At 60.6% G+C, this 20,863-nt stretch carries 21 protein-coding genes; 1 reads left to right on the top strand and 20 read right to left on the bottom strand.

Translation table 11 applies throughout. The annotated features are described in order from the left end of the window. Nucleotides 1–58 precede the first annotated feature (58 nt). Nucleotides 59–1,306, top strand: a complete 1,248-nt coding sequence (gene pepT, locus ACKUTP_RS02765; protein WP_152067898.1) for a peptidase T — start codon at nucleotides 59–61, stop codon at nucleotides 1,304–1,306. Between the two features lie 395 nt (nucleotides 1,307–1,701). On the opposite strand, the gene ACKUTP_RS02760 is transcribed toward pepT, so the two are convergent. The 20 genes from ACKUTP_RS02760 to ACKUTP_RS02665 all read right to left on the bottom strand — a co-directional run bounded on the left by ACKUTP_RS02760 (nucleotide 1,702) and on the right by ACKUTP_RS02665 (nucleotide 20,841). Beyond that, nucleotides 1,702–2,937 carry an LCP family protein gene (locus tag ACKUTP_RS02760; protein ID WP_089573100.1) on the bottom strand — a complete coding sequence of 412 codons (1,236 nt, stop codon included), beginning with the start codon at nucleotides 2,935–2,937 and terminating at the stop codon, nucleotides 1,702–1,704. Nucleotides 2,938–2,949: 12 nt separating this feature from the next. Then, nucleotides 2,950–4,233 (bottom strand): UDP-N-acetylglucosamine 1-carboxyvinyltransferase, encoded by a 1,284-nt coding sequence (murA, locus tag ACKUTP_RS02755; protein WP_117821434.1) that lies wholly within the window; start codon nucleotides 4,231–4,233, stop codon nucleotides 2,950–2,952. 88 nt (nucleotides 4,234–4,321) lie between these two features. Beyond that, a complete protein-coding gene (gene atpC / locus ACKUTP_RS02750) occupies nucleotides 4,322–4,714 on the bottom strand; it encodes an ATP synthase F1 subunit epsilon (RefSeq protein WP_006235718.1) in 393 nt (130 codons plus the stop codon). A 3-nt stretch (nucleotides 4,715–4,717) separates the two neighbouring features. Next, the gene (gene atpD, locus ACKUTP_RS02745; RefSeq protein WP_006235717.1) at nucleotides 4,718–6,172 is read right to left on the bottom strand and encodes a F0F1 ATP synthase subunit beta; all 1,455 of its coding nucleotides are present in this window, start codon (nucleotides 6,170–6,172) and stop codon (nucleotides 4,718–4,720) included. After that, a complete protein-coding gene (gene atpG, locus ACKUTP_RS02740; protein WP_006235716.1) occupies nucleotides 6,172–7,080 on the bottom strand; it encodes an ATP synthase F1 subunit gamma in 909 nt (302 codons plus the stop codon). The genes atpD and atpG overlap by 1 nt, the downstream gene beginning before the upstream one ends. 5 nt (nucleotides 7,081–7,085) lie before the next feature. Beyond that, nucleotides 7,086–8,684, bottom strand: a complete 1,599-nt coding sequence (atpA, locus tag ACKUTP_RS02735) for a F0F1 ATP synthase subunit alpha (RefSeq protein ID WP_006235714.1) — start codon at nucleotides 8,682–8,684, stop codon at nucleotides 7,086–7,088. Further along, complete coding sequence (locus tag ACKUTP_RS02730) at nucleotides 8,684–9,160, bottom strand: FoF1 ATP synthase subunit delta (protein WP_260699621.1); 477 nt, start codon at nucleotides 9,158–9,160, stop codon at nucleotides 8,684–8,686. Before ACKUTP_RS02730 ends, atpA begins: the two co-directional genes overlap by 1 nt. Then, nucleotides 9,150–9,752, bottom strand: coding sequence for a F0F1 ATP synthase subunit B (gene atpF / locus ACKUTP_RS02725; RefSeq protein ID WP_006235712.1), 603 nt, complete (start codon nucleotides 9,750–9,752; stop codon nucleotides 9,150–9,152). The genes ACKUTP_RS02730 and atpF overlap by 11 nt, the downstream gene beginning before the upstream one ends. Nucleotides 9,753–9,767: 15 nt before the next feature. Beyond that, nucleotides 9,768–9,962: an ATP synthase subunit C gene (locus ACKUTP_RS02720; protein WP_022094262.1), complete on the bottom strand. Its 195-nt coding sequence runs from the start codon at nucleotides 9,960–9,962 to the stop codon at nucleotides 9,768–9,770. 124 nt (nucleotides 9,963–10,086) lie between these two features. Further along, nucleotides 10,087–10,890: a F0F1 ATP synthase subunit A gene (gene atpB, locus ACKUTP_RS02715; RefSeq protein ID WP_022094263.1), complete on the bottom strand. Its 804-nt coding sequence runs from the start codon at nucleotides 10,888–10,890 to the stop codon at nucleotides 10,087–10,089. A 3-nt stretch (nucleotides 10,891–10,893) separates the two neighbouring features. Further along, entirely contained in the window at nucleotides 10,894–11,205 is a 312-nt protein-coding gene (locus tag ACKUTP_RS02710; protein ID WP_409063502.1) for a hypothetical protein, read from the bottom strand. Between the two features lie 280 nt (nucleotides 11,206–11,485). Further along, nucleotides 11,486–12,133 (bottom strand): uracil phosphoribosyltransferase, encoded by a 648-nt coding sequence (upp, locus tag ACKUTP_RS02705; RefSeq protein WP_118376863.1) that lies wholly within the window; start codon nucleotides 12,131–12,133, stop codon nucleotides 11,486–11,488. 123 nt (nucleotides 12,134–12,256) lie between these two features. Then, the gene (gene glpK, locus ACKUTP_RS02700; protein WP_409063501.1) at nucleotides 12,257–13,798 is read right to left on the bottom strand and encodes a glycerol kinase GlpK; all 1,542 of its coding nucleotides are present in this window, start codon (nucleotides 13,796–13,798) and stop codon (nucleotides 12,257–12,259) included. Nucleotides 13,799–13,811: 13 nt separating this feature from the next. Then, complete coding sequence (locus ACKUTP_RS02695; RefSeq protein WP_409063500.1) at nucleotides 13,812–14,555, bottom strand: L-threonylcarbamoyladenylate synthase; 744 nt, start codon at nucleotides 14,553–14,555, stop codon at nucleotides 13,812–13,814. A gap of 134 nt (nucleotides 14,556–14,689) precedes the next feature. After that, complete coding sequence (locus tag ACKUTP_RS02690) at nucleotides 14,690–15,181, bottom strand: type II toxin-antitoxin system HicB family antitoxin (RefSeq protein ID WP_128620077.1); 492 nt, start codon at nucleotides 15,179–15,181, stop codon at nucleotides 14,690–14,692. Further along, entirely contained in the window at nucleotides 15,148–15,333 is a 186-nt protein-coding gene (locus ACKUTP_RS02685; RefSeq protein WP_089573106.1) for a type II toxin-antitoxin system HicA family toxin, read from the bottom strand. The genes ACKUTP_RS02690 and ACKUTP_RS02685 overlap by 34 nt, the downstream gene beginning before the upstream one ends. Nucleotides 15,334–15,401: 68 nt before the next feature. After that, complete coding sequence (locus ACKUTP_RS02680; RefSeq protein WP_409063499.1) at nucleotides 15,402–16,652, bottom strand: N5-glutamine methyltransferase family protein; 1,251 nt, start codon at nucleotides 16,650–16,652, stop codon at nucleotides 15,402–15,404. Nucleotides 16,653–17,251: 599 nt separating this feature from the next. Beyond that, entirely contained in the window at nucleotides 17,252–18,319 is a 1,068-nt protein-coding gene (gene prfA / locus ACKUTP_RS02675; RefSeq protein ID WP_035138783.1) for a peptide chain release factor 1, read from the bottom strand. Nucleotides 18,320–18,567: 248 nt separating this feature from the next. Continuing rightward, nucleotides 18,568–19,983 (bottom strand): M20/M25/M40 family metallo-hydrolase, encoded by a 1,416-nt coding sequence (locus ACKUTP_RS02670; protein WP_409063498.1) that lies wholly within the window; start codon nucleotides 19,981–19,983, stop codon nucleotides 18,568–18,570. A 72-nt stretch (nucleotides 19,984–20,055) separates the two neighbouring features. Then, a complete protein-coding gene (locus ACKUTP_RS02665) occupies nucleotides 20,056–20,841 on the bottom strand; it encodes an amino acid ABC transporter ATP-binding protein (RefSeq protein WP_409063497.1) in 786 nt (261 codons plus the stop codon). Nucleotides 20,842–20,863: the final 22 nt, after the last annotated feature.

Genomic DNA, 20,863 nt, shown 5'->3' with positions numbered 1-20,863 from the left:
GTGGCATACCGTGCTAGAGTTCTTGTTGCACACGACGACCAAGATTGGAGCGGTCTTTATGGAAAACACCACCACGAGCCCCGATGTCCTCGAACGCTTTTTGCGCTACGTCCAGATCAACACGCAGTCCGAGGATGCAAACTGCGACCAGGTACCCTCGAGCGCCGTTCAGTTTGACCTTGCCAACGTGCTGGCTGAAGAGCTGCGCGAGCTTGGTGCGGAAGATGCCCACGTGACCGAGCACGCCTATGTCTGCGCGCATATCCCCGCAAGTGCGGGCGCTGAGGACAAGCCCGCCCTGGGCCTGATCGCCCATCTCGACACCACCGAAGTTGCACCGGGCGCCGGCGTGAAGCCGCACATCGTACACTACGAAGGCGGCGACCTGGTCTGCGGCACGGTTGACGGTAAGCCCGTTGCCATGAGTACCGCCAAGCTTCCCGCCCTGAATGACCTCGCGGGTGAGGACCTGGTCTGCAGCGATGGCACCACGCTGCTGGGCGCGGACGACAAGGCAGGCGTCGCCGAGATCATGTCGCTTGTCGCGCGTATCGCTCAGGACCCTTCTCTGCCCCATCCCGCACTCGGCATTTGCTTCTGCCCTGACGAGGAGATCGGCCACGGAGCCGAGCTGTTGGATATCGATACCTTTGGCTGCAAGTACGCCTACACGGTCGACGGCGGCCCCATCGGCGAGCTGGAGTGGGAGTGCTTTAACGCCGCCGAGGCGACCGTCCGCTTTGAGGGCCAGTCCATCCACCCGGGCGACGCTAAGGGCCGTATGGTCAACGCAGGCAATCTGTTCTGTGACTTCAACGCGTTGCTCCCTTACGTGCAGCGCCCGGAGTATACGGAAGGCTACGAGGGCTTTTATCACCTTGAGGGTGTATCTGCGACCGTCGATCACGCCACAGCGCGCTATATCGTCCGCGACCATGACGCCGCCAAGTTCCAGCAGAAACTCGACCTTGTTGATGCCGCCGCCTCGATGCTCAACCAGCGTCTGGGTGAGGAGCGCGTGACGGTCGAGATTAAGCAGCAGTATCGAAATATGGCCGAGATCGTTCGTGACTATCCCGAGCTTATTGATGTTGCCAAGGAAGCCTACCTTGCCTGCGGCGTTGAGCCCCAAGTGCTGCCGATTCGCGGCGGCACCGACGGCGCTCAGCTGTCGTTCCGCGGTCTGCCCTGCCCCAACCTTTCCACCGGCGGCTATTGCTACCACGGCGTCAACGAGTTCGTCCCGGTCAGTTCGCTCGTCAAGATGACCGACGTGCTCCAGGAGCTCGTCGCCCGCTTTGCATAAGCCTGGCTGCACAAGTCCAAAAGACGAATCGCCCCGTCCTCAACCAAGAACGGGGCGGTTTTTTTACTGCAACGAGAATAGGTTGACGCACGCCAGCCTCTTGAAGCAAGGAGTGTCCCAAACTGCCGGTACAAAAGGAACGTCCCCAAGTGCCAAGTGCATCAAGAGTGCCCCCTTTGACCAGTCGTTTAAGAACGTCCCCAATGACTACCCATGTGCCAAGTGTTACGCCGATGTTTTGGCACCGACAGCGAAAACCCGCCAGAGCGAGCAAGGTGCCTTGAAACGAGGTGGCATTGATCTTTTGATCATGCCGCCGAAGTTGAAAGGCAGATTGCCGCTCTGGCGGGTTTGCAGCGTCAACTGGTTACGCGGTTTGGTAAAACCGCGTAACTCTAGTAGTTGGCTTCGTAGCCGTTGCCGTCGCCGGTGGGCTCTTCGTAGTAGTCCGAATCGCTCGAATCGCTTGAGTCATCGGAATCGTCAGAGCTGACCGATGAGGTTGCGGTACCGTTTGCGTAGTCGTCAGACGTGTTGTTGTTCAGGTCGCCGATCGTAGAGCTGGAACCGTCGGAAAGGCCCATGGTGTTGGGACCCTTGGGGTCCTTGCCGGCGTCGACGCGCTCCATCATTTCCTTGAGCTCGTCCTCGTAGACAAAGACGTAGCTCACACCGTCGATCATGGTGCTGTCGTCGGCGTACGAGGGCAGGTTGGCCGAGTAGATACCGTCGACATCCATACCGCGCATGGCGTTGACCGTAGCCACGATATCCTGAACGCTCATATCGGTTACGAGCATATCGGACAGCGAATTAACCAGGCCAAAGATCTTCGTGGCATCGAAGTTATTGAGAATCTGGTTGGCAAGGGCGCCAAGCACCTGACGCTGGTGGCGCATGCGCGTGTAATCGCCGTCGGCATAGGTGTAGCGGCAGCGGGCATAGGTAAGGGCGGTGGCACCGTCCATATGCTGCTGGCCAGCGGTAATCTTAATATCCAGGTGCTCGGGGTCGTCAACATCATCGGTTGCGTTAATGTCGATACCGCCAACCGAATCAATCAGCGCCTGCATACCGTCGAAGCTGACCTCGGCATAGTGGGAAATCTGAACACCGCACAGCTCGTTGACCGCCTCGACCATGGCCTCGGCGCCGCCAACGGTATGGCAGGCGTTGATCTTCATGGTCTCGCCCTTGTACTCGACCTTGGTGTCGCGCGGAACGGAAATGAGCGTCGCCTGCTTTTGCGTGGGGTCGATGCGTGCCAGGATAATCGAGTCGGCACGATACGTATCCTCGCCCGGACGGCCATCGGTGCCAAGAAGCAGCACGTAGAACGGATCCTTTGCCTCATCGGTGTCAACCAGAACCCGACGCAGATTGTCGGTAATGACATTAGAATCGCCGAGCTTGCCCATAATGGTGGCAAACCACAGGCCGGCAGCGGTAGTGGCACTCAGCAGCACGCCAAGCACGACAATGAGCGCGACGTGACGAATCGTGTGGCTACGGCGACGTTGACGAGCGCGCTCGGAATAGCGAGCCACGTTATCGCGACTGTAGATCTTGGCCTGCGCACCAGTTGAGGGTCTTCGGGTGGTGGTATCCGCGAGGGGCTTTTTATTAAACATAGGCAACCTGTATTAGTAGATGACGGGATCGGGGACGGTAGCATGCTCGACATGCGCACCGAGCGCCTGCAGCTTTTCGACAAACTGCTCGTAGCCGCGCTTGATGTGATGGATAGCCGAAACCTCGGTCGTCCCGTCGGCGATCAAGCCCGCTACGACGAGGGCCGCTCCGCCGCGCAGATCGGGCGAGGTAACCTGTGCACCCGAGAAGCCCTTGACGCCATGAATCATGGCATGATGGCTCTCGATACGAATGTCGGCACCCATGCGCACCAGCTCAGAGGCAAACATAAAGCGATTCTCGAAGATGTTTTCGGTAATAACGGAACTGCCGTCGGCAAGGGCGGAGAGCACCATAATCTGCGCCTGCATGTCGGTCGGGAAACCGGGGAACGGAAGCGTCTGGATGTCGACCGGCTTGATACGCTCGGCACGGTTTACATGGACGCCATCCTCGACGCGCTCGCAGTCGATACCCATGAGCTCCATCTTCTTGAGCACCATGCCCAAGTGAATGGGGCAAAAACCCGTGACGTCGACACCGCGATCGTCGGCCATCAACGCACCGGCGACGATAAAGGTGCCGGCCTCGATGCGGTCGCCCACTACGCGATGGGTAACGGGATGCAGCTCTTCCACGCCCTCGATGGTCACGACAGGCGTACCGGCGCCGACAATCTTAGCGCCCATCTCGTTGAGCATGTTGGCGAGATCGACGATCTCGGGCTCGCGGGCGGCATTGTCGATAACCGTGGTGCCCTTCGCGCGCACGGATGCCATAATGAGGTTCTCGGTCGCACCGACACTGGCGAACTCGAGCGTGACGGTGGTACCGCGCAGACCTTGGGGCGCATTAGCGTTGATGTAACCGTGGGCGGTATCGAACTCAACGCCCAGGGCCTCAAGACCAAGAATGTGCATATCGATCTTGCGAGCACCCAGGTTGCAGCCGCCCGGCATGGCAATTTTGGCGCGATGGAAGCGGCCCAGCAGGGGTCCCATGACGGCGGTGGAAGCGCGCATCTTGGCAACGAGCTCGTAGGGGGCCTCCCATGAATCGACCTGAGAGGTATCAATCTCGAGCGTGTGTTCGTCGAGAACATCGATCGTAGCGCCCATGCCTTTGAGCACCTTGCCCATCACGTGGACATCGGAAATATCGGGCACGTTCTGCAGCGTCGTCTTGCCCGGCGCCAGAAGCGTTGCCGCCATGAGTTTGAGCGCGGAGTTCTTGGCGCCCGAAACGGGCACGGAGCCTCCGATGGCGTGGCCACCCTCAACGCGGATAATATCCAAGGTCTACCCTTTCAAAAAGCATGCCCGGGGTGGCTGGGCCATCCCGGGCATGATGTGTTCGCAAATGGTCGAACGCTAAATCGTTTGACTATTGGGCAAGCTTGAGCTTACACCATGCGATTTCATTATAGAGGTAGGCGCGGCGTGCATCATCCTCCGACAAATTACCCAGCTTCTCTTCAAAACCTTGAATATCAGCTTTAAGCTTGTCGGCATCGACGGTCGCCAAATCGCAAGCGCGCTCGGCGAGAACGGTCACGACATCGTCCGCAACCTGGGCATAGCCGCCGGCCACGGCAAACGTGTGGTCGACAGTGCCCATGGCCTTATCGGAAACGCGAACGTAACCGCGGTCGATCGTGCAGATCTCGCTGGAGTGAGCAGGCAGAACGCCAAACTCGCCATCCGTGGACGGAATCGACACAAACGCAGCGTCGCCCTCATAGGCGCAGCTCACGGGGCACACGATGCGGATACGCATAACCTACTTCTCCCCCATCTTGCGGGCGCGCTCGCGCACGTCCTCAATCGTGGAAGCATAGCGGAAAGCCTGCTCGGGCAGGTCATCGGCCTTGCCGTCGACAATCTCGGCGAAAGAGCGGACGGTATCCTCGACGCGGACGTAGACACCGGGGTTGCCGGTGAACTTCTCGGCGACGTGGAAGGACTGCGAGAGGAACTGCTGAATCTTACGGGCACGGTTGACCGTAAGGCGCTGCTCCTCGGACAGCTCGTCCATACCCAGAATGGCGATGATGTCCTGAAGGTCGGAGTACTCCTGCAGGAGCTCCTGGACCTTGACGGCGACACGGTAGTGCTCCTCGCCGACAATCGAGGGATCGAGAGCGTCGGAGGAAGATGCGAGCGGGTCGATAGCCGGGAACAGGCCGAGCGACGAAATGCTACGCGAAAGAACCGTGGTGGCGTCGAGGTGCGTAAACGTCGTGGCAGGCGCCGGGTCGGTCAGGTCGTCTGCGGGGACGTAGACAGCCTGGACGGAGGTAATGGAGCCCGTCTTGGTCGAGGTAATGCGCTCCTGGAGGTCGCCCATCTCGGTTGCCAGCGTGGGCTGGTAACCAACGGCGGACGGCATACGGCCCAGCAGTGCGGAAACCTCGGAACCTGCCTGGGAGAAGCGGAAGATGTTGTCGATGAACAGCAGAACGTCCTGGCCGCGATCGCGGAAGTACTCAGCGGTGGTAAGGCCGGCCAGACCGATGCGCAGACGCGCTCCGGGCGGCTCGTTCATCTGACCATAGACCAAGCAGGTCTTGTCGATAACGCCAGACTCGCTCATCTCGAGGAACAGGTCGGTGCCCTCGCGGGTACGCTCGCCGACGCCGGTGAACACCGAGGTGCCGCCGTGCTCCTGGGCGAGGTTGTTGATGAGCTCCTGGATCAGAACGGTCTTGCCGACGCCGGCGCCGCCGAACAGACCTGTCTTGCCGCCGCGGATGTAGGGCTCGAGCAGGTCGACGGCCTTGATGCCGGTCTCGAAGATCTCGGTCTTGGTGGTGAGCTCGTCGAAACGGGGCGCTGCATGGTGGATGGGGTAGAACTCCTCCACCTCGGGCATGGGCTTGCCGTCGACGGGCTTGCCCATGACGTTCCAAATGCGGCCGAGCGTCTTGGGACCAACGGGCATCTTCATGGGCTCACCGGTATCGGTGGCGATGAGGCCGCGCTGCAGGCCGTCGGTCGAGGACATGGCGACCGTGCGGACGACGCCGCCCGGAAGCTGGCTCTCGACCTCGAGGATCGTGCTCAGATGACCGATCGGGGTCTCGGCCTCGACCGTGAGCGCGTTGTAGATCGGGGGCACCGCGCCGTCAAACTTGACGTCGACGACAGGGCCGATGATTCGCACGATGCGACCATCACCGGCAGTCGTCTTCTTGGTGGCTTCCTCGACCGCAAGCTTTACGGTGTTATTAGCCATTACTGTTCCTCCAATGCTGAGGCTCCGCCGACGATCTCGTTAATCTCGGTCGTGATCGAAGCCTGGCGCACGCGACTATACGTGCGGGTAAGGGTCGAGATGATCGCGGTGGCGTTTTCCGTCGCGGAGTGCATGGCCTTGCGGCGTGCACCCTGCTCGGCAGCCGCCGAATCGATCAGGGCCTGGTAGATGACCGTCAGGATATAAGACGGCACAAGCTTGCCGAGAACATGCTCGGGAGAGGGCACGAACTCGAACGTGGACGAGATGCGCTTAGGGGCGTCGGTCTCGTTCTTACGCGGACCGTGGGCCATAGCGATCATCTCGGGGTCGAGCGGCAACAGATGCTCGACGCGAAGCTCCTGATCCACGCGGTTCTTGGCGTGGTGGTAGACAAGCTCGACACGGTCAAGCTCACCGGCACGATACGCATCGCAGATATGAGAGGAGATCATGCGGGCCTGATTGAAATCGGGCTCAGAGGAGTTGCCCTCAAAGTGCATGACAACGTTTGCGCGGTCACGGAAATACGTGGCCGGCTTACGCCCGCACGCGATGATCTCGCATTCGATGCCGTCGTTCGCCCAAGAAGCGGCGAGCTTTTCGGCCGTGCGCTCCACCGTCGTATTGAAACCGCCGGCAAGGCCGCGGTCCGAGGCAATAACGACAATCAGGCCATGCTTGACGCTCTCATGCTTCTGCAGCATGGGATCGGTGCCCGAACAGGAGGCGTCGCCGGCGACCGTCAACATGACGTCGGTCAGCGCCTCCTTATAGGGCTCGGCCTGCTTGGAGCGATCGAGGGCACGACGAATCTTGGCCGTAGAGACCATCTCCATCGTGCGCGTGATCTGCTTGGTCGTGGTAACCGAGGAGATTCGCTTCTTAATGTCGCGAAGGTTGGCCATGGGGCTTAGTTCTCCTCTGATCCAGAAACATCCGAATGGTGCTTGGCCATGAACTGCTGCTTGAAGTCGCCGATGACGCGCAAGAGCTCAGCCTTGGTGTCATCATCGATCTTCTTGGCGCGAACCTTGTCGAGCAGCGAACCAAAGCCATTGTCCATGTACTCGATGAGCTCGGCACGGAAAGGCAGCACGTCGGCGATCTCCAGGTCATCCAGGAAGCCCTCGTTGCCAGCGAACAGCGTAACGATCTGCTCGCCAACCTCAAACGGCTTGTAACGCGGCTGCTTCAGGAGCTCGGTCATGCGAGCACCGTGGGTCAGCTGCTTCTGAGTAGCCTCGTCGAGGTCGGAGCCGAACTGCGTAAAGCCAGCGAGCTCCTGATAGGAAGCGAGGTCCAGACGGAGGTTGCCGGCGACCTGCTTCATGGCCTTGGTCTGCGCATCGCCACCGACGCGGGACACGGAGATACCCACGTCGACTGCCGGGCGCTGACCCTGGAAGAAGAGCTCGGACTGCAGGTAGATCTGACCATCGGTAATGGAAATGACGTTGGTCGGAATGTAGGCCGAGACATCGCCGTCCTGGGTCTCGATGATCGGCAGTGCCGTCATGGAGCCGTAACCGTTCTTCTTGGACATCTTGACGGCACGCTCGAGCAGACGAGAGTGCAGGTAGAAGATGTCGCCAGGATAGGCCTCGCGTCCGGGCGGACGATGCAGCGTCAGCGACATCTGACGGTAGGCCACAGCCTGCTTGGACAGGTCATCGTAGATGACGAGCACGTGGCCGCCGGGGTTGGTCTCGCTGGCGGGCTTGCCGTCCTCGCCGTTGTACATAAAGAACTCGCCAATAGCGGCACCGGCCATAGGCGCGATGTACTGCATAGGGGCGGAATCGGCAGCGGTGGCCGAAACGATGATGGTGTAGTCGAGCGCACCGTGCTGAGCGAGGGTCTCGCGGATGTTGGCAACCGTGGAGGCCTTCTGGCCGATGGCGACATAGATGCAGACCATGCCCTTGCCGCGCTGGTTGAGGATAGCGTCGATGGCGATGGCGGTCTTACCGGTCTTACGGTCACCGATGATGAGCTCACGCTGACCGCGGCCAATAGGCACCATGGAGTCGATAGCGAGCAGACCGGTCTGAACCGGCTCGCACACCGGGGTACGATCGATGACGCCGGGAGCCTTGAACTCGATGGGGCGACGGTGCGTAGCGACGATGTCGCCCAGGCCGTCGATGGGCTGGCCGAGCGGATTGACGACGCGGCCGAGCATGGCACGGCTCACGGGGATATCCATAACGCGGCCAGTGGTGCGGCACTCGTCGCCTTCCTTGATGGAGTCGACGGCACCGAACAGAACGGCGCCGACCTCGTCACGGTCAAGGTTCTGGGCAAGGCCGAAGACGGTCTCACCGGTATCGGAGCTCTTGAACTCCAGAAGCTCGCCTGCCATGGCGCTCTTGAGGCCGGAGACGCGCGCGATGCCGTCGCCTACCTCATCGACCGTTGAAACCTCATGCGTATCGACCGTCGCGGAGAGGCTCGTGAGCTGCTCCTGCAGTTTCTTGGCGATATCCTGGGCATTGAGGGTTTCGGACATTAGGCTTCACCTCCGTACGAATTAGCAGAGTTTGCGAGGGTCTCCTGCGCGATGCGCAGCTGCGTCTTGACGGAAATGTCACGACGCTCGCCGCGGGCCTCGAGCACCAGGCCGCCCACGATAGACGGGTCGACCTGCTCGATAAGGAATACCTTGCGGCCGAAGTCCTGCTCGCATTTCTTAGTGATGGTTTGACGCAGCTCGTCGTCGAGCGGGATCGCCGTGGTGACGGTCACACCCACTACATCCTCGTCTTCCTCGGCAACATACTTAAAGGCAGCTGCCACCTTGGGAAGAAGGTCGAGCTGGTCGCGCTTGGACATGGTGTCGAGCACGGCGATGATCTCGGGGCTGGCAGAAGCCAGGCGCTCGATCATCTCGAGGTCCTCAAACACATGGTCCTCGGCCTTAGCGGCTTCCAGAAGGGAGCGCGCGTAGGTCTCGAGCACCTTGTCCTGATAGCGGCTAGTCGGCATTCAGGCTACCTGCTTCCTGGATGTAGCGCTCGATGAGCTTCTTCTGCTCGGCATCGTCCTCGAGTGCCTCGCCCACGATCTTGGTGGCGACGGCAACGGACAGGTCGGCGATGGAGCTCGCGGCACCGGCGTAAATGGACTTGCGCTCGTCCTCGACGGTCGTATGGGCCTTGGCGATGATCTCCTCGGCCTCCTTGTGAGCAGCCTCGATGATACGGGCGCGCTCGGACTCGGCGTCCTTACGGGCCTCGAGAACGATGTCGGCAGCCTGACGACGGGCGTCGGTGACGATCGAGTCGGACTCAGCGCGCTTGGCGATAGCCTCCTGCTTGGTCTTCTCGGCCTCGTCGAGGCTCTCCTCGATCTTCTTGCCGCGCTCCTCCATGGTTTTCATGATGCCCGGCAGGGCGACCTTGGCCAGCACGATCCAGATGATCAGGAAGGCGATAAGCGCCGGGATGAACTCCGCCATCTTAGGGATGAGGATGTCCGCACCGGCAGCGCCGTCCTCGGCGAACGCGGAAACCGGCATAAGCAGCGCGGCCGCGGACGCGGAGAGTGCGATCGCGCTCTTCTGGGATGAAAGATTCATACTTGACGCTCCGTGCTATTTAACGATCAGCGCGACAACGAAGCCGATCAGAGCCAGAGCCTCGCCGAAGGCGGAGCCCATGATGAAGACGGTGAACACGCGGCCCTGGACCTCAGGCTGACGGGCCATAGCACCCGTAGCACCCAGAGCAGACAGGCCGATAGCAAGACCAGCGCCGATAACACCGAGACCGTAACCGATAACTCCCACGATTCCTCCTTTGTCGTGCGTGTCTTATTTCACGCAGGATAACCTTTTTATAACTGCCGGGCTCCATGGGTACGGGCACCGGCGGTTTAACGAATTGCCTTACCTTTAAGGCGCGAACGGAAGATTACTCCTCCTCCGCGACCTCCTCTGCCTCGGAGACATACACGGCGGTAAGGACCGTGAAGACGTAAGCCTGGATGGCGCCGACCACAAGCTCGATCGCATAGATCAGGATGAGGATGGCAAGCCAGGCCAGCGAAGGCAGGGCGCCGACGGCGTGGGCCGCGGAAACCTGCTGAAGCAGCGGCTGCATGAACATGCTCGCCATGATGGCGAACGAGCCCATGACCACGTGTCCTGCGAACATGTTGCAGAACAGACGGACGGCGAGCGTGATGAGGCGCAGGAAGGTCGAGAAAAGCTCGACGACCCACACGAGCACGTTCATCGGGAAGCTCACGCCCTGCGGGGCGAGGCTCTTGATGTAGCCGATCACGCCGTGAGCCTTGCATCCGTAGTAGATGAAGTACACGAAGGCGAAAATGGCGAGTGCGGCGGTGGAGCCGATTGCGCCGGTGCCGGGCTTCATTCCCGGGATCAGGCCGATCATGTTATTGATCAGGATGAACAGGAAAAGCGAGCACAGGAACGGGAAGTGCTTCTTCCAGTTCTCACCCACGACACCCTTGCCGATATCGTTCTCGACGTACTCGATGATGTACTCGAAACCGTTGACGAAGAAGCCCTTGGGAACCAGGGTCTGCTTCTTCTTGAACACGGCCAGGACGATCAGGAGCACGATCGTGGAGACGATCAGCCAAAACGAGTACTGCGTGATGCCGCAGCTCAGATCGCCCACGACAGGGGTGGAGCTGAACTCGCTGACCAGATGATTAATCTCATCAGGCAGCTTTTCAAAAATTTCCACGACTTACCTTTCGACCTCATGAGGATCTCGCAGCGCCTTGGCGACGCGAACCGCGCAGGCGGCCATAAAGGCCACGAAGCCGATCGCCTCGCCCAGGAGGAACATGCGAAATGCCTCTCCGAACAACGCAAACACAACCAAGGTAAAGACGAGCAGGGCGACTGCCGAGACCGCCAGACTCACCATGCCCTTGAGCATGTCCGCATTCTGTTTATCGTCAAGAACCGGCTTGAGCGTAAAGACAAAGGGAAGGAAGGCAATTGCGCCCGCGATGGCGCCTGCAACGATAGCGAGCAGATCGGCTATCTGAAACACTGGCTTCCTCGCTTTCCTTTTTAACGCCTCACGGCACAGTCCCAGCCAAACATTGGTGACTATTGTACGAGCCAATCGCTAAAGTACAACCGTAAAACAAACGGTTAATACGCACCTGTACGTTTTCTTAAGGCCTTCTTTATGCCGCAGGTACGGTAATACGTTTTTTCGAACCCCTCAGGGCAAAACGTCCGTTAACAGAAGTGCGCGTGGACGACTTTTGCTCGCCCGCGCGCACCATTTCTTCGTATTTGTGACCGTAGCCGACAAGGCCCAACGACTAGAGCGTGCCGTAGATGCGGTCTCCGGCGTCGCCCAGGCCGGGAACGATGTAGGCGGCCTCGTTGAGATGGTCGTCGATGGCGCAGGTATAAATATGTACGTCGGGGTCCTTTTCGGTCAGTGACTTGAGGCCCTCGGGCGCGGCGACGATGCACAGCATGCGGATATCCTTGACACCGCGCTCGCGCAGGTAGCTGATGGCCATCTCGGCCGAACCGCCCGTAGCGAGCATGGGGTCGACAACCAGGCAGATGCGCTGATCGATATCCTTGGGCATCTTGCAGTAATACTCATGCGGCTCGTGGGTGACCTCGTCGCGCTCCATACCGATGTGGCCCACGCGAGCGGAGGGTACCAAGTCGAGGATGCCATCGACCATGCCGAGGCCCGCGCGCAGGATGGGAACGATGGCGAGCTTCTTGCCGGCAAGCTGCTTAAACGTGGCAGTGGTGATGGGGGTCTCGACCTCGACGTCTTCCATGGGCAGGTCGCGCATGGCCTCGTAGCCGTCAAAGAGCGCAAGCTCGCGCACGAGCTGGCGGAACTGGTTGGTGCCGGTGCTCTTGTCGCGCAGGATCGACAGCTTGTGCTGGACGAGCGGATGGTCGACAAGCGTCACGCGGGACGTATCGTAGGTGACGGTCATGGGTTGATTGCCCCTTTCGTTGCGGCCGGAAGATGGCCTTGCTGACAAGACGCCTGGCGACATTGTTGCCTCGCGCCGTGCATAAGTTTAACGGTTTGTTGTATCGAGCAGCTCGTCGCAACCCTACTGAGCGGTGTTGAGCGAACGCTTGACGGCATCACGCCAACCAGCGAGGTTGCTCTCACGGCGCTCGGCGGACATGTGAGGATGGAAGACTTTGACGATCTGAGCGTTTTGCTCCAGCTCCTCCAAATCCTCCCAATAGCCGACAGCAAGGCCCGCCAAGTACGCGGCGCCGATCGCCGTGGTCTCCACCGTCTCGCACTGCAGCACGGGGATATCCAGCAGATCAGCCTGGAATTGCATGATGAACTCGTTGCGCGAGGCGCCGCCATCGACGGACAGGCGCTCAATCGAAAGTCCCACGTCCTGCTCCATGGCGCGTAGCACGTCATAACTCTGGTAGGCCATGGACTCGCAGGCTGCACGCACAATGGTCGCGCGACTCGAGGCGCCGGTCAGGCCGCACACGATACCGCGAGCATGCGGGTCCCACCAGGGAGCGCCCAGGCCTGCGAAGGCGGGGACGAAGTAGCAGCCCTCGTTGTCGTTGATCGAAACGGCGAGTTGCGCGGACTCGCTCACGCTCGAGATGATGCCCATGTTGTTGCGCAGCCAGTTCATCGTTGAGCCGGCGGCAAAAATAGAGCCCTCGAGCGCATAGCTGATCTTGCCGTCCGCGGCGATACCGATCGTGGAGACCAGACCGTTCTTGGATTCGACGATCTCGTCGCCGGTGTTCATGAGCATAAAGCAACCCGTGCCGTAGGTGTTTTTGGTCTGGCCGGGATGGAAGCAGCAGTGGCCGAACAGCGACGCCTGCTGGTCGCCCGCCACGCCCATGATGGGTGGCATGTTGGTCATGATGTCGCTCGCGACGCGGCCGTAGTCGCCCGAGCTCCAACGAACCTCGGGCATCATGGAACGCGGGATGTCGAAAAGTGCCAGCAGATCGTCGTCCCAATCGAGCGTATGGATATTAAAGAGCGCGGTGCGGCTGGCATTGGTGTAGTCGGTGGCAAAGACCTGACCGCCGGTGAGGTTGTAGATGAGCCAGGTGTCGATGGTGCCGAACATGAGGTCGCCCGCCGCCGCGCTCTCACGCGCACCATCGACGTTGTCGAGGATCCACTGCACCTTGGAGGCCGAGAAATACGGATCGAGCGTGAGTCCCGTGCGGGAGCGCACCAGTTCTTCTGCGCCCTGCTCGACCAGCTCGTCGATCAGAGGTGCGGTGCGACGGCATTGCCACACGATGGCGTTATAGATGGGTTGGCCGCTTATGCGGTCCCACACCACCGTGGTCTCGCGCTGGTTGGAGATACCGATAGCGGCGATGCGGTCAGAATGAATGCCGCTCTTAAACTGAACCTCCATCATCACGCCGATCTGGCTGGCAAGCACCTCCGTGGGATCCTGCTCCACCCAGCCGGGGCGCGGGAAGCTGGTTTTGACGCTACGACGCGCCTGGGCGACGATGCAGCCGTACTCGTCGACGATGGTCGCGAGTACCGAGGTGGTGCCGCAGTCGAGCGCCATGATGTAGGAACCGCCAAAGCTAAACGAGGCGTCTTCCATACCCAGGCTACCTAGATTCAACGACATCGCTTACACCTTTCTATTGCATCGGGTCGGACAGGACCCGTTCGATCTCTGATGCGGGAAGCGCGCCTTGGCGCAGGATCTGGAGCTCGCCGTGCTGAAACGACACGATGGTTGAGGCGTCGCGACACGGGGTCTCACCGGCATCGACAGCCACATCGACCCCCTCCAGGATGCGCTCCTCCACCGTGGCAAAACTTGCCGGCGCGGGCGCGCCGTGCGTGTTGGCGCTGGTGCAGGCAAGAGGGCTGCCGCAGGCGCGGATGAGCGCTTGCACCACGGGCGAGGCCGAAGCGCGAAGTGCCACCGTGTCGTCGGCGGCGCGCATAAAGATCGGCACGCAGGGGGCCGCCTTGACCACGATAGTCAGGGCGCCTGGCCAGCATCGTCGGGCAAGCACGCGGGCCTCATTAGGGATATCCACGCCATAGCGATCGAGTGCCCCGGCATCATCGACCAGCCAGGCAACCGTTTGGGTGAGCTCGCGCTGCTTGAGGGTAAAGATGCGACGATAGCCGGTACCGAGTGCGGGGACCGCGGCGCCGTTGACGGTGGCCTGCGGATCGCGCGGCCACGGCAGAGGTTCACTTGTATCTTGTGGAACGGCGTCCGAGAAAGCGTTGACCGCCACGGCGACACCGTAGACCGTCTCGGTTGGAATAAGCGCCAGGCCGCCGCGACCGAGTAGCTCGGCCGTGCGCTCGACTGCAAGCCGATGCGGCTCGCGCGCTCCCTCGTATACCCGATAGACCGTCTGCATGTGTATGCCAGCCCCTTACGCTCTGGTGCAAGTTTGTTTACTGTGGGGCATTCTCGCACGAAACGTTCAACCTATTTGCCCAGAGCGCATGTTGGTTTGGTGAGCGGCTCTAGTAGTCGGTGAAAGTGAGGGGGTTATTGGACGGCTACGAACTTCTTTGGTCTTCCGGCGTGACGTTCTTGAGCGGCGTAGCGCTCGATGCTGTCTATCGTTATCATCCGACGGCCATCGACGAGTTCAACATCGAGCTTTCCGGCTTTGACCAGCGCGGTAATCCGCGGAGCGGAGACTTTGAGGTCCAGCGCTGCGTCTTTAAATGTTCGGCACGCCGCTTCCCGAGCGTCCTCGTGATCGATTTCGACTGAAAGGGCCACGACCTCGGCCGAGCGTTCGTACCCTGCCGGAGTCAAACCGTTGTTGAGATCGTCGGCCAAAAACGCCATCAGCGCCTCGGTGGCATGGGCAATCGCTTCTTCGCGCGTATCGCCATCGGCAAAGGCGCCGGGAATCTGCGGGAAGCTGGCGCAGTAACCGTCGTCTTCTTTTATGAGAACGCAGTCATAGGTAAATCGCTGCCTCATTTTGCCTCCAACTACCATCCAGCTTGGCGACGAATACTTGCCCACGTGCCCTTCTTTGGTCGATCACCACCAGAGCCGTTCACGGTGACAACACGGTCACCAGAAACATACTTAGCGTGACTACCGACTTGCGCGACCTTCACGAATCCATCGTGCTTGAGTAGGGCAATGATTTCCCGAAAGGTAGGAGGTTGCATGGGCCGACCTCTTTCAGCCGTCCTAATTATAAACTACTTTATAATTTTTGCTAACCAGTTAATAAATATTACTGGCGCTGCTTGGGCTCGGTGACGATGGCTCGGACGATGCGGGGGCGATTGGTGAGGTCGTGGACGATGCGCACGTCCGACAGGCCCGCTTGACGACAGAGCTCGGCCGCGGCATCGAGCGCGCCCTCGTAGAGCTCGCAGGCAAAGAGGCCGCCGGCGCGCAGCATGTAGGGTGCCGCGTTGAGCAGACGGCGGAAGATATCGAGGCCGTCGGCACCGCCCTCGAGCGCCAGATCGGGCTCAAAGTCCTTGACCTCGTGCGGCAGCGAGCGCATGACATCGGTGGGGATGTAGGGCGGGTTGGAGACGAGTACGTCAAAGGTGCCCCACTCTTCGCGGGGAATGGAGCTCACCAGGTTCGTGAGGCTAAAGGCGACCTCGTCGGACGTGAGGCCAAGCGCATCGCGGTTTTTGGTAGCAAGGTCGATGGCGCGCGGCTCGATATCGGTAGCAGTGCAGGTGACGTGGCCGCGACGCTCCCAGGCAAGCGAGAGCGAGATGCAGCCCGTGCCGCAGCCGACCTCGAGAACGCGGGCGATGCGGGGCTCAGCTGAAGCAGGCGCAGCAGCATCCTGAGCTGAAGCCGTCTCCTGGTCGGCACCGTCGATGGCGATGCCGTATTCGTCGAGCTCGGGCTCGGGGGTTTCCATGGCCTCTGCTTCTGCCGCCTGCGCGGCGGCTTCCTCGGCCTCGCGGTCGGCCAGTTCCTCGGCATAGGCACGGCTACCGAGCACGTCGCTACCCAGCGCAGCCTCATCGGCGGCCGTCAGGTTGGCGGCACGGCGCTCGGCGGTCGCGCGCTCGTCTGCCAGCGCCGCCTCGGCCTTGCGAGCCTGCTCGACCTCATCGTTCCAAGGCAGCTCAACACGCTGACGGGCGGCGGCCTCGGGGCTCAGCACCTCGGCATCCAGATAATTGAGGACTTCCTCGACGAGCATCTCGGTCTCGGGGCGCGGAATGAGCACGCCAGGGGCGCACGCGACGTCGATCATGCGAAACTGCGTGCTGCCCGTGATGTATTGCAGCGGCTCACCCTTAGCGCGGCGGACAACGGCCGCGTGCATGGTCTCGAGCTGGGCCGCGTTAAGCGTCTCGTCCATGCGCATATATAGGTCAATGCGTGCCAAACCCGTGGCAGAGCAGAGCAGCCACTCGGCAGAAAGACGGGGGTGCTCCTCGCCGCGCTCGGCCAGGTACTCCTTGGTCCACTCGAGACAACGCTTGATGGTCCAGATCTCGTTTGCCATGGGGTCCTCCCCTCTTAAGCGCCGGGCGGCGCGCGAATGTCGGAGCAGATTGTACGCGAGGGCGGCACGCGGCAAGGGACGATTGAAAGCGATTATCGAGAATCCGCCCAGAATTTTGCTTGGATTGCAATCGAAGCGTTCATTCGCCGACGTCTAAATCTGCATCCGTCAAGCTTTTGGCAAGGTTGCCCCAAAACTGACCAATATCTAACCAAACGCGTGCCACATCACTTGACGTGCGACGCGTCAAAAAGGGCCCCACGACTTCTTGAACGATTTTTCGAGCAATATTTTCAATAGCAGATGCACACCGTTAATTGCTTTAAGCAGGTAAGCAGCTCAAAGGCCATCACAACTGGTTGAATAACATCTCAAAGCAATAAGCCCAACCTAGTCGTTTAAGAACGTCCCCAATGACTACATCTAAGGCGCCGCAGGTAGAGGACGGACAGCGAGCGACGTCCAGAGCGAACAAGTTGGCATGAAAAAGGCAAGGCATAGACCTTCTGGTCATGCCCTGCCTTTTGAATGACAAATTGTCGCTCTGGACGTCGCGCAGCGTCGAGCCGTTACGCGGTTTGGTAAAACCGCGTAACCCACTACACGGCCTGTGCCAGCTTCTCGGCTCGCTCGGCGGCGGCGAGCGCCTCGATCACGGTGCCGAGCTGGTCGCCCAGAAGGACGCCGTTATAAGTGGAGTTGAAACCGATGCGGTGATCGGTCACGCGGTCCTGGGGCTGGTTGTAGGTGCGGATCTTCTCGGAACGGTTACCGTGGCCGATCTGGCTCTGGCGCTCGGCACCGAGCTCTGCCTGTTGCTTCTCGAGTTCCATCTCGTACAGACGGGCGCGCAGCATCTGCATGCAGACCTCGCGGTTCTGGATCTGGGAACGCTGCTCCTGCGACTGCACCACGGTGTTGGTGGGCAGGTGGGTGATGCGCACGGCGGAGTAGGTGGTGTTAACGCACTGACCGCCAGGGCCGGAGGCGCAGTAGGTGTCGATGCGCAGGTCAGACTGGTTGATCTGGACGTCGATTTCCTCGGCCTCGGGAAGCACGGCAACGGTAGCCGTTGAAGTCTGGATGCGGCCCTGGGACTCGGTCTTGGGGACGCGCTGGACACGGTGCACGCCGGACTCGTACTTCATAACGGAGTAGACGCGGTCGCCCTCAACCTTGAACTCAATGGACTTAAAGCCACCGGCCTCGCTGGGGCTGGAATCGAGCACGGTGGTCTTCCAGCCGCGCGACTCACAAAAGCGCTGGTACATCTTGTACAGATCGCCGGCAAAGATGGCCGCCTCGTCGCCACCGGCGGCGGAGCGAATCTCGACGATGGTGTTCTTGTCGTCGTTGGGGTCGCTCGGGATGAGCATGTACTTGATGTCTTCCTCGAGCTGGGGGAGCTTTGCCTCGTTTTCGGAGATGTCCATCTGGAGCATCTCCTTCTCATCGGCATCGGTGGTATCGTGCAGCATTTCCTTGGCAGCCTCGATGTCATCGAGCGCGCCGATGTACTCGCGCGAGGCGGCGATGAGGTCGGACTGGTGCGCGTACTCCTTGTTGAGACGCGTGAACTCCTTGATATCGGAGGCGACGGCCGGGTCGGAAAGCTTCTTCTCGAGCTCCTCGTAGGCCTTGATGATCTTTTCGAGCTTGTCGCGCATGACGGACTCCTTTATATGCGTGAAGGTGAAAATCGGCAGAATTGATGGGACGCGGGGCGCCGCTGCGGGGGTAAGCCCAGCTAGAACATGTCGATCTTCAGATACATGCGCATCCCTTCGCGTATGGGGTACATAATTGCGGTCTAACCCATACATGATAGCGTGCGCAGGCAAACCTGCATATAACCCGCACGGAATGATTGGTGCAAACAAACCTGACTCCATTGCACCAAGGGCTTGCTTTTTGGCTAGAGCGTTTGGAGTAAAGCGACGAGGAAGCGGATGCCCTGGAGGTAGGCGCGGCGGGTGATGCGCTCGTTGGTGCCGTGGACACCGCGATCGCACTCGTCGTCATCAACCACAAAGGCCGAGAAGCGAATGCACTCAGGGCAAATGTGCTGGTAGTTGGCAGCGTCGGTCGCACCGATCACGGTCGAGGGCACAATTGCCACTGGCTCGAATGATCCGTTTTCCTCCGTCCCCTTTGGATCACGGAAATAGCGGGCGGCAATGGCGCGAACGGCCTCGAGTCCCGGTCCACCGATGCGCGGGGACGGCGAGGGTTCGGAGCTGCCGGGGCCCAACTCCACTTCGACACGACCGGCAAGGCCCGCCGCGGCAACCGCCTCGCGGCAGCGCGCCACAACGTCGGCCACGCTCGTGCCCTCGAGCATGCGGAAGTTGATATTAGCCCACATATCCTGCGGCATTACGTTGGCGCCGGTGCTGCCGCCCTCGATCTGCGTGGGCGCGCAGGTGGTCGTCACGAGCGGGTAGAGCTTCTTGCTGGCGAGGCACTCGCGCACGATGGTGTCCTTGTTGGAGGCAATCTCGTCGGCCGTGTAGAGCCCCAACTCGACGAGCTGGGCGGCAAGCAAGTCGGTCACGCGCGTCGACCACTCGATATCGCAGATTGCGGTGATGGCACGGCTGAGCACCTCGAGCGATGTGCCGCCGTAAGGGTTGGACGAATGCCCGCCCTCACTCTTCGTCTTGAGTACGATATCGGCGTAGCCCTTCTCCGCGAGGTCGGCATGCATAAGCCAGCCCTCGCCCGCGCCATACTCGGCAGCCGAAACAATACGGTAGTCACCCTCGTCGATCAGGTACTCAAGCTCAATGCCGCGCTCCTCGAGCGCGCGTCCGATGGCGCCTGCGCCGCACTGCGTGGTTTCCTCGTCCTGGCCAAAGGCGAGCAGCAGGGTACGCTTGTGCTCCCAGCCGTGCGCGAGCGCATACTCAACCGCCTCGAGAATGCCTGCGACCTGGTCTTTCATATCGATGGCGCCGCGACCCCAAATGTAGGTGTCGTCCACATGTCCGCTAAAGGGGGCATGCGTCCAGTCAGCCTCGGTGCCGGGTACCACGGGAACCACGTCCATGTGGCCCATGAGCATAATGGGCTTGAGGGCAGAGTCGGAACCGCCAAGCGTCACCAATAGCGAATGGTCGATAAGCTCGACCTTACCCGCCGTAAATACGTGCGGCCAAGCCTGCTGCATATACGAGCGCAGGTCGTCGAACGGCTGCCAGTCCACCGCCTCGGCATCCATACTCGAAATAGTCGGAAACGACAGCACGCGGCCCAGGCGCTCGCACGCACCAGCTTCGTCCAAATCGGCAAAATCATCCTCATGCGCAAAGAAGCGCCAAACCTCGGCCATGACATCCTTTCGATTGTGATGACGAGGGCCGCCCCACCGGAGCGGCCCTGCCACATAAGCGTTTGCGGTCGGTTATTTGTCCTCGAGATAGCGCGAGAGGAACTCGCGGGTGCGCTGGTGTTTGGGGTTGCCAAAGAGCTCGGCCGGCGCGGCGTCCTCGAGCACCACGCCCTTATCCATAAAGACCACGCGGTCGGACACGGTTCGGGCAAAGGCCATCTCGTGCGTGACGACGACCATGGTCATGCCGTCGGCCGCGAGCTTGCGCATGACCTCGAGCACCTCGCCCACGATCTCGGGGTCGAGTGCCGAAGTCGGCTCGTCGAACAGCATGATCTGCGGATTCATGCACAGGGCGCGTGCGATGGCTACGCGCTGTTTTTGACCACCGGACAGGCGGCCCACGGCGGCGTGCGCGAACTTTTCGAGTCCCACGCTCGTCAGATGCTCCATCGCAATTTTTTCAGCCTCGGCCTTGCTCATCTTTTTGAGCGTGACGGGCGCAAGCGTGCAGTTGTCGAGCACATCCATGTTGTTGAACAGGTTAAAGCCCTGGAACACCATGCCGATGTCCTCGCGGAGTTTATTGATATTGCAGCGCTCGGCCGTAAGGTCCTGGCCGTGGAGCCAGATGTGGCCCGCGTCCGGGGTCTCGAGCAGGTTGAGACAGCGCAGGAAGGTCGACTTGCCCGAGCCCGAAGCGCCGATAATGGTGACGACCTCGCCGGGGTTAACGGACAGGTCGATGCCCTTGAGCACCTCGAGCGAGCCGAAGCTCTTGCGCAGGCCCTCGACGCGGATAAGCGGCTCATTGGTCTGTGCGGCGGCCGCGGTGCCGGTAGTGGCGATATCTGCCATGATGATTCTCCTCGTCTTGAGC

This window comes from Collinsella sp. wc0529, assembly GCF_046116875.1.
GTDB lineage: Bacteria > Actinomycetota > Coriobacteriia > Coriobacteriales > Coriobacteriaceae > Collinsella.
The sequence above is the reverse complement of the archived record's forward strand: the minus strand, read 5'-3'. Positions and strand labels throughout refer to the sequence as shown.

Bases quoted from the DNA above. Each gene is read 5' to 3' on its own strand.
- pepT (WP_152067898.1), top strand. From the start codon at position 59: ATGGAAAACACCACCACGAGCCCCGATGTCCTCGAACGCTTTTTGCGC.
- ACKUTP_RS02760 (WP_089573100.1), bottom strand. From the start codon at position 2,937: ATGTTTAATAAAAAGCCCCTCGCGGATACCACCACCCGAAGACCCTCA.
- atpC (WP_006235718.1), bottom strand. From the start codon at position 4,714: ATGCGTATCCGCATCGTGTGCCCCGTGAGCTGCGCCTATGAGGGCGAC.
- atpD (WP_006235717.1), bottom strand. From the start codon at position 6,172: ATGGCTAATAACACCGTAAAGCTTGCGGTCGAGGAAGCCACCAAGAAG.
- atpG (WP_006235716.1), bottom strand. From the start codon at position 7,080: ATGGCCAACCTTCGCGACATTAAGAAGCGAATCTCCTCGGTTACCACG.
- atpA (WP_006235714.1), bottom strand. From the start codon at position 8,684: ATGTCCGAAACCCTCAATGCCCAGGATATCGCCAAGAAACTGCAGGAG.
- ACKUTP_RS02730 (WP_260699621.1), bottom strand. From the start codon at position 9,160: ATGCCGACTAGCCGCTATCAGGACAAGGTGCTCGAGACCTACGCGCGC.
- atpF (WP_006235712.1), bottom strand. From the start codon at position 9,752: ATGAATCTTTCATCCCAGAAGAGCGCGATCGCACTCTCCGCGTCCGCG.
- upp (WP_118376863.1), bottom strand. From the start codon at position 12,133: ATGACCGTCACCTACGATACGTCCCGCGTGACGCTTGTCGACCATCCG.
- glpK (WP_409063501.1), bottom strand. From the start codon at position 13,798: ATGTCGTTGAATCTAGGTAGCCTGGGTATGGAAGACGCCTCGTTTAGC.
- ACKUTP_RS02695 (WP_409063500.1), bottom strand. From the start codon at position 14,555: ATGCAGACGGTCTATCGGGTATACGAGGGAGCGCGCGAGCCGCATCGG.
- ACKUTP_RS02685 (WP_089573106.1), bottom strand. From the start codon at position 15,333: ATGCAACCTCCTACCTTTCGGGAAATCATTGCCCTACTCAAGCACGAT.
- ACKUTP_RS02680 (WP_409063499.1), bottom strand. From the start codon at position 16,652: ATGGCAAACGAGATCTGGACCATCAAGCGTTGTCTCGAGTGGACCAAG.
- prfA (WP_035138783.1), bottom strand. From the start codon at position 18,319: ATGCGCGACAAGCTCGAAAAGATCATCAAGGCCTACGAGGAGCTCGAG.
- ACKUTP_RS02670 (WP_409063498.1), bottom strand. From the start codon at position 19,983: ATGGCCGAGGTTTGGCGCTTCTTTGCGCATGAGGATGATTTTGCCGAT.
- ACKUTP_RS02665 (WP_409063497.1), bottom strand. From the start codon at position 20,841: ATGGCAGATATCGCCACTACCGGCACCGCGGCCGCCGCACAGACCAAT.